Annotated in this window: 12 protein-coding genes; all 12 read right to left on the bottom strand. The window is 71.0% G+C overall.

Annotated elements, in window-relative coordinates:
- Positions 1-24: 24 nt before the first annotated feature.
- Positions 25-849 carry an FAD binding domain-containing protein gene (locus IF02_RS34820; protein WP_051696248.1) on the bottom strand — a complete coding sequence of 275 codons (825 nt, stop codon included), beginning with the start codon at positions 847-849 and terminating at the stop codon, positions 25-27.
- Positions 846-3,251, bottom strand: a complete 2,406-nt coding sequence (locus IF02_RS0116360; RefSeq protein ID WP_051696247.1) for a xanthine dehydrogenase family protein molybdopterin-binding subunit — start codon at positions 3,249-3,251, stop codon at positions 846-848. The genes IF02_RS34820 and IF02_RS0116360 overlap by 4 nt, the downstream gene beginning before the upstream one ends.
- Before the next feature lie 5 nt (positions 3,252-3,256).
- A complete protein-coding gene (locus IF02_RS0116355) occupies positions 3,257-3,841 on the bottom strand; it encodes a (2Fe-2S)-binding protein (protein ID WP_078622120.1) in 585 nt (194 codons plus the stop codon).
- Complete coding sequence (locus IF02_RS0116350; protein WP_030157532.1) at positions 3,826-4,440, bottom strand: NADPH-dependent F420 reductase; 615 nt, start codon at positions 4,438-4,440, stop codon at positions 3,826-3,828. Before IF02_RS0116350 ends, IF02_RS0116355 begins: the two co-directional genes overlap by 16 nt.
- A 56-nt stretch (positions 4,441-4,496) precedes the next feature.
- Positions 4,497-5,981, bottom strand: a complete 1,485-nt coding sequence (locus tag IF02_RS0116345) for an aldehyde dehydrogenase family protein (protein ID WP_030157530.1) — start codon at positions 5,979-5,981, stop codon at positions 4,497-4,499.
- A 34-nt stretch (positions 5,982-6,015) separates the two neighbouring features.
- On the bottom strand, positions 6,016-6,756 hold the full coding sequence (locus IF02_RS0116340) for a type 1 glutamine amidotransferase domain-containing protein (RefSeq protein WP_030157528.1): 741 nt from the start codon (positions 6,754-6,756) through the stop codon (positions 6,016-6,018).
- A 70-nt stretch (positions 6,757-6,826) separates the two neighbouring features.
- Complete coding sequence (locus IF02_RS0116335) at positions 6,827-7,570, bottom strand: MinD/ParA family ATP-binding protein (RefSeq protein ID WP_030157526.1); 744 nt, start codon at positions 7,568-7,570, stop codon at positions 6,827-6,829.
- Positions 7,570-8,838 (bottom strand): PP2C family protein-serine/threonine phosphatase, encoded by a 1,269-nt coding sequence (locus IF02_RS0116330; protein WP_051696246.1) that lies wholly within the window; start codon positions 8,836-8,838, stop codon positions 7,570-7,572. The genes IF02_RS0116335 and IF02_RS0116330 overlap by 1 nt, the downstream gene beginning before the upstream one ends.
- Positions 8,820-9,284 (bottom strand): ATP-binding protein, encoded by a 465-nt coding sequence (locus tag IF02_RS0116325; protein WP_234318218.1) that lies wholly within the window; start codon positions 9,282-9,284, stop codon positions 8,820-8,822. The genes IF02_RS0116330 and IF02_RS0116325 overlap by 19 nt, the downstream gene beginning before the upstream one ends.
- Before the next feature lie 5 nt (positions 9,285-9,289).
- Positions 9,290-9,601, bottom strand: coding sequence for an STAS domain-containing protein (locus IF02_RS0116320; RefSeq protein WP_030157520.1), 312 nt, complete (start codon positions 9,599-9,601; stop codon positions 9,290-9,292).
- Between the two features lie 58 nt (positions 9,602-9,659).
- Positions 9,660-11,795, bottom strand: coding sequence for a glycogen debranching protein GlgX (gene glgX / locus IF02_RS0116315; protein ID WP_234318217.1), 2,136 nt, complete (start codon positions 11,793-11,795; stop codon positions 9,660-9,662).
- Positions 11,792-12,136 (bottom strand): STAS domain-containing protein, encoded by a 345-nt coding sequence (locus IF02_RS0116310; RefSeq protein ID WP_030157517.1) that lies wholly within the window; start codon positions 12,134-12,136, stop codon positions 11,792-11,794. Before IF02_RS0116310 ends, glgX begins: the two co-directional genes overlap by 4 nt.
- Positions 12,137-12,165 lie beyond the last annotated feature (29 nt).

Here is a 12,165-nt window from a genome sequence, read left to right as displayed (position 1 = left end):
GCGTCAACTCCCCGTGGTGGGCGGTCAGGCGAGGGCCTGGTCTGCCCTCTGCAGCGCGCGGGCGGCGAGCACCCCCGCGAGGTGGCCGAGGTACTCGGCCGAGGTGCCTCGCCCGGGGACGAACAGCTCCCTGGGCTCGGCCCGGAAGGCCGCGAGCACGGCCTCCGTCGTGTACGGGCCCCCGCGCAGCCGGTCCTCGACCCCGCGCAGCCGCAGCGGGCGGGCGGTGGCCCCGGTGACCGCGATGCGCGGCCCGTCGGGGGTGATCCGTACCGCGGTGGCGCACACCGGGTAGCGGGTGGCCCGGTCGGCGGTCTTCTCGAAGGCGGCGGCCCGCCCGGCGGCGGGCACCAGCAGTGCGGTGACCACGGACCCGGCCGGAGCCCCGGAGACCGCGAACTCCTCGGCGGGCACGGTCCACCGCCCGCCGGGTCCGGCCAGTTCGACCTGGGCGTCCGCGGCGATGGCCGCGACCGGCAGGTCGGTGGCGCGCCCGGCGGCGGCGAGGTTCCCGCCGGCCGTGCCGAGGTTGCGGACCTGGGGGTCCCCGTTGGCCCGGGCGGCGGCCGCCAGTTCCGGGGCCTCGGCGAGGACCACCGGGTGGGTGGCCAGCTCGGCGAGCGTGGTCAGCGCGCCGATCCGGATGGCGGCGGCGCTCCGCTCGATGCCGCGGAGCTCTTCGAGGTGGCGTACGTCGACGAGCAGCCGGGCGGTGTCCTCCCCGGTGCGCAGCCCGGGCAGCAGGCTCTGGCCGCCGGCCAGCACCCGGGCGCCCCGGGTGCCGCAGAGCAGGGTCAGGGCCTCTTCGAGGCCGACGGGCCGGACGTAGTCGAACTCGGTGAGGATCACTGGGCTTCCCCTCTCAGGCGGCGCCAGACCTTCTCGGGGGTGAGCGGCATGTCGATGTGCTGGACGCCCAGGTCGGACAGGGCGTCGACGACCGCGTTGGTGACGGCAGCGGCGGGCGGCACGGTGGCGATCTCGCCGGCGCCCTTGGCGCCCAGCGGGTTGTGCGGGCTGGGCGTGGTGGTCTTGCCGAGGGTGAAGAACGGCACGTCCGCGGCGCGCGGCAGGGCGTACTTGGTCAGGTCGGAGCTGAGCAGCAGGCCCTGTTCGTCGTATACGGCGGCCTCCATCAGCGCCTGGCCCAGGCCGTGCGTGATGCTGCCCTCGATCTGCCCGAGGACGATCTTCGGGTTGCCGATGTTCCCGGCGTCGTCGACGGCGGTGTAGGCCACCACCTCGGTCTCGCCGGTGAGTTCGTCGACCTCGACGACCGCCACGTGCGTGCCGAAGGGGTAGTTGAAGTCGGGCGGGTCGAAATGGGTGGTCTCGTCGATGGCCGGCTCGATCTCGTGGGGCAGTCCCCAGCCGTACCACATGGCCATCGCCAGCTCGGCGAAGGTCTTGGTGTTCTCCTCGTTGCCTTCCTCGTAGACCTTGCCGCCCGCGTAGACGACCTTGTCCTCGGGGACGCCGAGGAACACGGCCCCGGCCTTGACCAGTTTCGCCTTGATCTTCCGGGCGGTCAGGGCGACGGCGGGCGCGGCCATGCTGTAGGAGCGCGAGCCGTACGTGCCCTGTCCGTACGGGGCCTTGAGCGTGTCCCCCTCGTACACCTGGACCAGGGCCGGGTCGATGCCGAGCTCGTCGGCGGCGACCTGCGCGAAGACCGTGTGGTGGCTCTGGCCGGTGGAGGCGGAGCCGACGGTGACGGTGACCTCGCCGGTCGGGTGGACGCGGATGTTCGCGCTCTCCCAGGTGCCGCCGAGCATGCCCTCCTTGGACATCCGGGTGGAGGGGCCGACCCCGCAGATGGCCACGTACGTGGCGATGCCGACGCCGAGCCGCTTGCCGCGGGTGCGGGCCTCGGCCTTGCGGGCGGGCATGTCGGCGTAGCCCGACAGCTCCATCGCCTTGTCGAAGTTCACCTGGTAGTCCCCGGAGTCGTACGTCCAGCCGAGGCCGTTGTCGTACGGGAACTTCTCGTTCGGCACCAGGTTCTTGCGCCGGACGGCGGCCGGGTCCATGCCGATCTCGGAGGCGAACCGGTCGACGAGCCGCTCCATCAGGAAGGCCGCCTCGGCGCGCCCGCTGCCGCGCTGGGCGCCGAGCGAGACGGTGTTGGTGAACGCGGCGTACACCTCGCAGAAGGCGGCCGGGATGTCGTACATGCCGCTGATGGAGCGGCCCATCAGGGCGGTGGCGACACCGGGGCCGATGGTGGAGGGGTACGCGCCGAGGTTGGCGTAGCTGGTGGCCCACAGGCCGGTCATCCGGCCGTCGCGGGTGCCGGCGAGCACCACGTGCTGGCGGTGGTCGCGGCCCTGGACGGTGGAGTTCATCAGCCCGGTGCGGGTGTCCACCCATTTCACGGGCCGGCCGAGCGCCTTGGAGAGCAGCAGGACCAGCGCCATGTCGGGGTACAGGTACCCCTTGGTGCCGAAGCTGCCGCCGACGGTCGGGGCGATCACCCGGAGCTTGTTGAACGGGATGCCGAGGACCAGCGCGGCGAGCAGGAAGCGGTGGTTGTGCGGGCCCTGGGTGGAGGCGTACAGCGTGTACTCGTCGGTGGCGGCGTTGTAGTCGCCGACCGCGCCGCGCGGCTCGATGGGGCTGTTGATGGTGCGCTGGTTGACCAGGTCCAGCTCCACCTTGACCTCGGCCTCGGCGAGGGCCGCTTCGGTGCGGTCCTTGTCGCCGCAGGTCCAGTACGCGTTCAGGTTGCCCGGTACGGCCTCGTGCAGCTGGGGCGCGCCCTCGGCGAGTGCCGCGTCGGCCCGGGTGACCACGGGCAGCGGTTCGTACTCGACGGCGATGGCGGCCAGGGCGGCGGCGGCCTGGCGCGGGGTCTCGGCGACGACCACGGCGATCGGGTCGCCGACGTGCCGGACGGTGTCACCGGTCAGGACCGGGCGGGCGCCGGGAAGTCCGTACGGGTGGGGCGGGAAGTGGCTCTCGACCCCGCCGGGGATCCAGATGCAGGGCAGCGGCATCACGTCGGTGAAATCGGCCGCGGTGGCCACCTTCAGCACGCCGGGCATCTGCTCCGCGGCCTTGGTCTCGATGGAGAGGATCTTCGCGTGGGCCACCGGGCTGCCGAGGATCGCCATGTGGGCGGTGCCCGGCAGGTCGATGTCGGCCACGTACTTCGCCTCGCCGCGCAGCAGCTGCGGATCCTCGCGGCTGTCCAGAGGCTGGCCGAGCAGGCCCGATCCCTGGAGGGGTGCCTCCCCCGTCACTGCGGTCATCTCCCTCACACCTCCTTGCCGGACGCCGACGCGGAGGCGGACACGGCCGCCGGCTGGGGCTCGGGCCCGGCGGGCGCGGAGACGGCGGCGCCCCCGCTGATCTCCTCGGGTATCTCGGTCCGGGCGGCGGAGCAGGCGCGCTGCACGCCCCGTACGACGCTGTGGTAGCCGGTGCAGCGGCACAGGTTGCCGGTGAGCCACTCGCGGATCTCGGGCTCGGTGGGCGCCTCGCGGTCCGCGGTGTTCTCGACGAGCTCGCCGAGGGCCATCACCATGCCGGGGGTGCAGAACCCGCACTGGGTCCCGTGCTCCTGGCGCAGGGCTTCCTGGAGGCCGTTGAGTTCGCCGCCGCGCGTGGTGACCCCCTCGATGGTGGTCACCCGGGATCCGGCGGCGGACGCGGTGAGGATCAGGCAGCTCTTGACCGACCGTCCGTCGAGCTGGACGACGCAGGTGCCGCACTGGCCGGTGTCGCAGCCGACCTTGGTTCCGGTCAGCCCGAGGCCGTCGCGGAGCCGTTCCACGAGCAGTTCGTTCGGCTCGGCCGCGAACTGCTCGGGTCTTCCGTTCACGTTCAGTGAGAGATCCATGCCAGCGCCTGCGCTTCCGTGAGCGGCCGGTTGAAAAGGGGCCCGCCGGGCTGCTGGAGAATTCCTCCGGAGTGCAGCGAGCCGGTGTCGACGGGCGCGAATCCCAAATCCGCGATGATTCCCGCGACGATTTCCTTCGCCTTCTCGTCGTCGCCCGCCGTGAAATGGGCCAGGCGTTCGCCCCCCGCGGTACCAGCGACGGCGAGAGTCTCGAAATGCATGGTGTTCAGGGATTTCACGACCCGGGCGCCGGGATACCACTCGGCGACCAGTTCGCTGGAGGCGCGCCCGCCCAGGTCGGCGGGCTTGCCGCCACCGCTGAACGCGTTCGTGGCGTCCACCAGCACCTTGTCCTGCACGGCCGCGGACGGGAGGAGTCCTCGGATGCTCGCGTACGGCACCATCAGCACCAGCAGTTCGGCCTGGTCGGCGGCCTCGGCGGGGTGCGCCGCCGAGGCCGCCGGGCCCAGTTCGGCCAGTAAGGGGCCGATGGACTCGGGGCCGCGGGCATTGGCCAACAAGACCTCGTGCCCGGCCGCCACCAGGATCCGCGCGAGGGTGGAACCGATCCGCCCGGTGCCGATGATGCCTGTGCGCATTGCCGCTCCTACTCCGTCGGTCGCTCGGTCGGTCAGCCGGTCAGCCGGTCGGGCACTCAGTCCATGCCGATCCAGACCGACTTCGTCTGCGTGTAGCTCTCCAGGGATTCCGGTCCGCACTCGCGCCCGTATCCGGAGGCCTTGTAGCCGCCGTACGGCACGGAGGGGTCGTACTGGTTGTAGCAATTCACCCAGACCGTGCCGGCCTTGATCTGGGAGGCCACCCGGTGGGCGCGCCGCAGGTCCTTGGTGTGGACGCCCGCGGCGAGCCCGTACGCGCTGTCGTTGGCGATCCGGATCGCGTCTTCCTCGGTGTCGAAGGGGATGATCGACAGGACCGGGCCGAAGATCTCCTCCTGCGCGATCCGCATGCCGTTGTCGACGCCGGTGAAGATCGTCGGCAGGAAGTACAGGCCCTGGCTGGAGGCCCCCTCCGGGGTCCAGCCGGTGCCGCCGGTGCGCAGGACCGCGCCTTCCTTCTCGCCGATCTCGATGTACGAGCTGACCTTCTCGAACTGGCCGCGGTGGGCCAGCGGCCCGAAGAGGGTCTCCGGGTCGCGCGGGTCGCCGGGCTTGAGGGCGGCGGCCCGGCTCACCAGGCGTTCGACCAGTTCGTCGTGGATGGGGCGCTGGAGCAGCAGGCGCGAGCCGGCGGTGCAGATCTCGCCCTTGTTGTAGTAGATGCCGAAGAAGGCGAGCTCCTCGGCGGCGTCCAGGTCGGCGTCGGCGAAGACGATGTTGGCGGACTTGCCGCCGAGCTCCATCGTCACCTTCTTCAGGGTGCCGGCCGACTTGCGGATGATCGTCTGGCCGACCGCGGTGGAGCCGGTGAAGGCGATCTTGTCGATGTCGGGGTGGCCGGTGAGGGTCTCACCGAGTTCCACGCCCGGACCGGTGATCACGTTCAGCACGCCGTCCGGGATCTCCGCCTCCTGGAAGAGCTCGGCGATCTTCAGCGCGGTGAGCGGGGTGGCCGGGGAGGGTTTGTGCACGACCGTGTTGCCCGCCGCCAGCGCCGGTGCGATCTTCGTCATCGACAGCAGCAGCGGGAAGTTGAACGGGGTGATGGCGCAGACCACGCCCAGCGGCTCGCGCAGGGTGTACGCGAGCTGCCCGCCGGCCGGGGCCCGCGAGGAGCCGTCGACCCGGGTCACGGCGCCGGCGTAGTAGTGCATGAGCTGGGCGGCCATGGGGGCGTCGACCGTGCTGGAGAAGGCGAACGGCTTGCCCATGTCCACCGTCTCCAGCAGGGCGATCTCCTCCAGGTCGCGCTCGATGAGCTCGCCGACCCGGTTCAGCCGCAGCGCGCGTTCCTGGGCGGACAGTCTGCTCCAGGGACCTTCCTCGTACGCCTGGCGGGCGGCGGCCACGGCCGCGTCCGCGTCCGCGGCGGCGGCCTGGGCCACCGGTACGATCTCCTGTCCGTCCACGGGGCTGATGTCCGGCTCGGTACGGCCGTCCTGGGCCGAGACCCATGTGCCGCCGATGAACAGCTTCCCGGGGTTGGCCAAGGGCTGGTCGCTGAGCGCGCGCTTGGTCATGGCTGCCTTCCGGTGTCGGATGCGGGGGCGTTCTCTATCCCTTGGCGAGCTGCTCCAGGAACGTCTCGGCAAGGGCCTTGGAGGAGTACGGGTTCTGGCCGGTGGTGAGCTTGCGGTCCACGACCACGTGCGAGTCCCAGATCTTCTCGGCCTTCTCGTAGCGCGCGCCGAGCCGGGTGAGCTCGGCCTCGAGGATCAGCGGGAGGCGGCCGGCCATGTTGGTGACCATCTCCTCGCTGTGCGAGAAGGCCGTCATCCGGTAGCCCTCGAACGGCCAGCGGCCTTCGCCGTCGCGCAGCGCGAGCAGCGAGGTGTGGCCGTGGCAGACGGTGGCGAGCGGCTTGTCCTGGGCGAGGGCCCAGCGCAGGATCTGGGCGAGTTCGTCGGAGTGGGGCAGGTCTCCGATCGCGCCGTGGCCGCCGCTGACGTAGATGCCGTCGTACTCGGCTATGTCCTTCTCTCCGAGGGACTCCAGGGCGAGGGGGTTCTTGAGCTGGGGGGTGCTCTCGACGACTCTCACGTACTCGGCGGCGTTGGCCGCGTCCTCGTCCGGCGAGCCCTCGGGGCGGACCCACCGGATGAACTGGGGGTCGATGCTGGTCTGGTCGACCGTGGGGGCCTGGCCCCCGATCGTCGCCACGTCCACGGTGTGGCCTGCGGCCTTGAAGAGGGTGTAGGGAACGACGAATTCCTCGGCCCAGAAACCCGAGGGGTGTTGTTCCCCGTCCAACAGGTGGAGCGTTGCCTTGGCCGTCATGACGACGAGAATCTTCATGACTGTTCTCCTTGTTCTGGAATCGCTGCCGATTCAACACGCCCCCCGCAGGGGGCGTAAGGGGGGAGCGTCAGGCGCGCGATACTTCGTGAGGTGCGTCCAACGCGGAGATGATGGTGCGGAATTCACCGACCAGGGGGTGGTCGGGATGGGCTTCTGCGAATATGCGTTCGCCGTACAGGGCGGCCATTTCCGGAACATAGGGAAGGATTCCGGCCAGGGGGGCGCCGTACACCTCCTCGGCACGCCGGCGGATCCGCTCCCCGTCGATGCCCTCGGGGGCCATGCTCATGACCAGGGCCCGCCGACAGGCCAGCCGCCCGGCGAGGGCGATGGTCTCCTCGACCCCGGAGAGGTCGATCCGGTCGGCCCGGGCCATGATCATCAGTACGTCGGCGCTCGCCATGGCGGTCACCGACTCGTTGTTGAGCCCGGCGTGGGTGTCGAGCAGCAGCACGTCGAGCGCGTAGCACTCGACCAGCCGGTCGAAGCCCTCCGGCAGCAGCCCCACGTCGTATCCGCTGGTCATGAGCTCGCGCAGGGCCGCCGTCCCGGTCCGTGCCGGTACGACGTACAGCCCGGGCACGCCGACCTGCTGGGCCGTGGACTCGATCTCGCAGCGCCCGAGCAGGTAGTCGGCCAGGGAGGGACCCGGGCCGAGCCGGAAGAGCAGGTCCAGGGTGGGCGACTGGATGTCCGTGTCGACCACCCCCACCCGGCGCCCCTCGCCCGCGATGAGCAGGGCGAGGTTCGCCAGTACCGAGGACTTGCCGGTGCCCCCGCGGTGCGAGTGCACCACGATGGTCCGGGCCATCAGGCCACCGCCGCACGGCCCGCGGCCGTGGTCCGGTCCGCGTGCGGCCCCCGCGCCGCACGTGGCCGGTGCAGGGCCAGCATGGTGACATCGTCGTGCTGTTCGGCCGTTCCGGTGTGCTCCCGTACCGCGGTGTCCATGAGGTCGACCACCTCCCTGCCGCTCGCCGGGGGGCCGGCGAGCAGCTCCAGCATCCGCTCGTCACCGAGGAAGCTGCCGTCGGGGCAGCGGGCCTCCGGCACTCCGTCGGTGAACACGAACAGGGTGTCGCCGGGGTTCAGCTGGGCGTAGCCGAGCGTGTACACGCAGTCCGGCAGCACCCCGACGGCGGGTCCGGTGACCTCCAGGGCGAGCGGGTCGCCGCCGTCGGCGCGCAGCAGCAGCGGCGCGTTGTGGCCCCCGTTGATGTACACGAGGCTGCCGGTCACGGGGTCGAGCACACCGAAGAACAGGGTGGCGAAGTAGCCCTGTCTGAGGTGGTTGCGGGTCAGGTATCCGTTGGTGGCGGTGACCGCGTTGAGCAGCGGTGTCGCGCCGACCACCGGGATCCGCCGGCTGCCGCCCGCGCGCCCGGCGGCCACCAGGTGCTGGAGTCCGCTGTTCTCCGCGGTGTGCCGCAGCAGCGAGCGGATCAGTGCCATGAACAGCGCGGCGCCGACCCCCTTGTCGCAGACGTCGGCGACGACGAAGGCGAGGCGGCGGCCGCGGGAGATCTCGAAGACGTCGTAGAAGTCCCCGGCGACCTGCCGGGCGGGCCGGAAGCGCACGTCGATCTCCCAGCCCTCGGGGACCGGCAGCGATTCGGGCAGGAAGCCGGCCTGGATCTCCCGGCCGATCTCCAATTCCTTCTCGTAGCCCATGAGTTCGGCGCGTGCATCGGCTTCGCGCAGGGTGCGGCCGAGTCCGGCGCGCTCCGAGCAGCTGTGCAGCCGGGCCCCTACGAGAGCGGGCAGGAAGGGCGGTACGAGGTAGTCGTGGCCGAGCCGGACGTGCTCCTCCAGGGCGGCGAACTCCGTCACCGTCCAGACGACCACGATGGGGGCCCCGGCCCAGCGGCGCAGCCGCCGTACCGCGAGGCGCACCGATTCGCCTTCGGCCTGGGCCGGGGCGAGCAGGACGTCGGCGACGGGCAGCTCGTCGAGCGGGCCGCCCCGCAGCTCCGCCAGGGTGCGGGTGACGAGCTCCGCGTCCATCGAGCGCAGCGCGTCGAGCAGTTCGAGCGGAGGCGGCGGGTACTCGTCGAGGATGATCACGGTCGTGGAGGGCATGGGTCCGTCCCCTCAGCGTTCACAGTCAGCGTGCTGATGTTGCGGCCGTCCCTGCGTACGTAGCTGAATTCGTCCACGCTGGTCAGCGCCAGGTGGATGCCGAGTCCGCCGATCCTGCGCCGCTCGGGGGGAACCCCGGGGGCGGGGGGCAGGCAGCCCTCGACGGGGTCGAACGCCGGCGCGGAGTCCGCTATGGAGATCTGCACCCGGCCGGGACCGGAGCGGCCGCGGACGGTGATCCGCCCGTCGCCGCCCCGGTACCCGTGCATCACGATGTTCGTGGCCAGCTCGTCCACGGCCAGCCGGATCCGGTACGCGGGCCCCTTGCCCAGGCCCGCCCGGCCGGCCAGCCGCAGGACGAACGAGGCGATGTCGCCCAGTGCCCCCAGCGTGGCGGGCACCTCCAGTTCGGCGGGCGTCCTCGCCAGTTCGACCATGTCACTCATGCGATTCACTCATCGGAGAGCACGATGCTGCGGTCCAGCCCGGCCGTCCGGATGGTCCGGGACACGGGCTCGATCGCGCCGACCACCTTGATGGTCACGTGGTTCGCGACCTTCTGCTGGGCGAAGACCAGGGACCGCAGTCCGGCACTGGCCATGTAGCCGACGCCGGCCATCCTGATCTCGACCGTGCCGGTGCCGTGCCCGGCGGCCTTCTCGATGGTCTGGTGGAAGTCCGGCGCGGTCTTGGCGTCCAGCTCGCCCGCCAGCTCTATGACGGTGGTGTCGCCCTCGATGCTCAGGGACACGGAAAGCGGCATGTGAGGTCTCCTTCGGCCGTACGGTTGGAGCGTTCGTGGGATCAGGGAGCGGGCGCGGCTAGAGCTCGGGATCGGGCGTCCGGCCGACCAGGATCACGACCGAGCGCGGACCGATCAGGTACTTCCCGGCGTTCTCCAGCTCGGGCTCGCCGCCCGGGGTGCGGATGTCGTGCGGGGCCTCGGCCCCCGTGTCCGCGAACAGGTGCCAGCTGCGCCCGTGCGGCAGCGCGGGCAGCTCCAGGTCGTGCGCCTCCCAGTGCGAGTTCATGGCCACGTACACCACGTCGTCGTCCCCGGTGCCGCAGCGGGCCACCGCCAGCAGCCGGCTCTCCGCCGACCAGTCCGGCTGCCAGGCCCGCTCGCCGTGCCAGCTGATGTCCGGCAGGCCCAGGCTCTCGCGGACCTGGCCGGTGGGGTGGGAGGTGGAGCGCAGTTCGCGGTGGCGCCCGCGGAAGGCGATCATCTCCCGGGTGAACCGGAGCAGTTCGGCGTTGTCGTCGACCTGGTCCCAGTCGAACCAGGACAGCTCGTTGTCCTGGCAGTACGTGTTGTTGTTGCCCTGCTGGGTGCGGGCGACCTCGTCGCCGGACAGCAGCATCGGAATGCCCTGGCTGGTCATGAGGATGGCCAGGGCGTTCTTCATCTGGCGCGTGCGCAGCCGGTTGACCTCGGGGTCGTCGGTCGGCCCCTCGGCCCCGCAGTTCCAGCTGTTGTTGTCGTTGGCCCCGTCGTTGTTGCCCTCGCCGTTCGCCTCGTTGTGCTTGTCGTTGTACGAGACGAGGTCGGCCAGGGTGAAGCCGTCGTGGGCGGTGAGGAAGTTGACCGAGGCGGAGGTGCCGCGGGTGGAGTACAGGTCGGGCGAGCCGGCGATCCGGGTGGCCAGCTCCCCGGTCACCCCGGGGTCGCCCTTGAGGAAGCTGCGCACGGTGTCGCGGTACTTCCCGTTCCACTCGGCCCAGCGTCCGTACGCCGGGAAGTTGCCGACCTCGTAGAGGCCGCCCGCGTCCCAGGCCTCGGCGATGAGCTTGGTGTGCCGCAGGACGGGGTCGTAGGCGAGCAGTTCCAGCAGCGGCGGGTTGGGCAGCGGGGTGCCGTCCAGGGCCCGGCCGAGGATGGCCGCGAGGTCGAAGCGGAAGCCGTCGATGTGGTAGTCGGCGACCCAGTGGCGCAGGCAGTCGAGCACGAAGTTGCGCACGACGGGGTGGTTGCAGTTGACCGTGTTGCCCGTGCCGCTGAAGTTGAAGTAGTACCCCTCCGGCGTGAGCATGTAGTACGTGGCGTTGTCGAGCCCCTTGAAGGAGATCGTCGGGCCCTGCTCGTTGCCTTCGGCGGTGTGGTTGAAGACGACGTCGAGGATGACCTCGATGCCGGCCGCGTGCAGGTCCTTGATCAGGGTGCGGAACTCGTCGCCCTGCATCCCGTAGCGTCCGGTGGCCGCGTAGCCGGCCTTCGGCGCGAAGAACGAGACCGTGTTGTAGCCCCAGTAGTCGAAGAGGTGCTCGCCCGTCTCCGGGTTGGAGCGCATGTTGTCGCTCTCGTCGAACTCGAACACCGGGAGCAGCTCGATGCAGTTGACCCCGAGCTCCTTCAGGTACGGGATCTTCTCGCGCAGCCCCGCGAACGTGCCGGGGGCGGTGACCTGCGAGGAGGGGTGCCGGGTGAAGCCGCGCACGTGGGTCTCGTACACGACGAGGTCCTCGGCGGGGAGCCGCAGCGGCGTGTCGTCCCCCCAGTCGAAGTCCTGGAGGCAGACCCGCGAGCGGTACTGGTAGCCGCGGCTGCGGTCCGGCTCCACGCCCCACACGTCGCGGCCGGAGATCAGCCGGGCGTAGGGGTCGGAGAGGACCTGGCGGGCGTCGAAGCGGTGCCCGGTGACCGGGTCGTAGGGGCCGTCGGCGCGGTACCCGTACTCGATGTTCTCGTGGTCGAGGCCGAAGACCGTCATGGCGAAGACGCTGCCGGTGCGGAACTCCTCGGGGAATTCCAGCTCGGCCATCGGCTCGGGCTCTCCGCGCTTGAAGATGACCAGGGTCATGGAGGTCGCCTGGTCGGAGAAGACGGAGAAACTGACCCCGCCGGGGACCACGTTGGCCCCGAAGGGGAACGGTTTGCCGGCGCGGACGCGGTACCCGCCCACTTCGTGGGTCGGGTACGCGTCGACGCGCAGCACCTGCTCGGACTGGCCCTCGCTCATCGCGCGGCCTTGGCCTTGGCGCTCGCCGCGACGGCCTCGCCGGTCTCGAAGAAGTCGAGGAAGCCGGTGGCCGACATGACGAACCGGACTTCCTCGCTCACCCCGTAGAGGGTGACGGCGACACCGGCGTGCTGGGCCTCGCGGTAGACGACGAGCAGGGTGCGCAGGCCCGCGCTGGACACGTACGTGACGGCCGTGAGGTCGATCCGCAGCGGCCGGCCCTCGCGGACCAGCGGCAGCAGGGCCTGCAGCAGCTGTCCGGAGGTCTCACTGTTGATCTCGCCGGTGGCGACGAGGACGGTACCGCCCTTGTTGCGGCGTTCCTTGACGTTCAGAGACATTGCTTTCCCCTCTAGTCGGGGCGCCCCCC

Source organism: Streptomyces sp. NRRL S-244 (assembly GCF_000717915.1).
GTDB lineage: Bacteria > Actinomycetota > Actinomycetes > Streptomycetales > Streptomycetaceae > Streptomyces.
This window is presented reverse-complemented; position numbering and strand designations above follow the sequence as displayed.

Bases quoted from the DNA above. Each gene is read 5' to 3' on its own strand.
- IF02_RS0116335 (WP_030157526.1), bottom strand. From the start codon at position 7,570: ATGGCCCGGACCATCGTGGTGCACTCGCACCGCGGGGGCACCGGCAAG.
- glgX (WP_234318217.1), bottom strand. From the start codon at position 11,795: ATGAGCGAGGGCCAGTCCGAGCAGGTGCTGCGCGTCGACGCGTACCCG.
- IF02_RS0116310 (WP_030157517.1), bottom strand. From the start codon at position 12,136: ATGTCTCTGAACGTCAAGGAACGCCGCAACAAGGGCGGTACCGTCCTC.
- IF02_RS0116360 (WP_051696247.1), bottom strand. From the start codon at position 3,251: ATGACCGCAGTGACGGGGGAGGCACCCCTCCAGGGATCGGGCCTGCTC.
- IF02_RS0116340 (WP_030157528.1), bottom strand. From the start codon at position 6,756: ATGAAGATTCTCGTCGTCATGACGGCCAAGGCAACGCTCCACCTGTTG.
- IF02_RS0116320 (WP_030157520.1), bottom strand. From the start codon at position 9,601: ATGCCGCTTTCCGTGTCCCTGAGCATCGAGGGCGACACCACCGTCATA.
- IF02_RS0116330 (WP_051696246.1), bottom strand. From the start codon at position 8,838: ATGCCCTCCACGACCGTGATCATCCTCGACGAGTACCCGCCGCCTCCG.
- IF02_RS0116355 (WP_078622120.1), bottom strand. From the start codon at position 3,841: ATGGATCTCTCACTGAACGTGAACGGAAGACCCGAGCAGTTCGCGGCC.
- IF02_RS0116345 (WP_030157530.1), bottom strand. From the start codon at position 5,981: ATGACCAAGCGCGCGCTCAGCGACCAGCCCTTGGCCAACCCCGGGAAG.
- IF02_RS0116350 (WP_030157532.1), bottom strand. From the start codon at position 4,440: ATGCGCACAGGCATCATCGGCACCGGGCGGATCGGTTCCACCCTCGCG.
- IF02_RS0116325 (WP_234318218.1), bottom strand. From the start codon at position 9,284: ATGAGTGACATGGTCGAACTGGCGAGGACGCCCGCCGAACTGGAGGTG.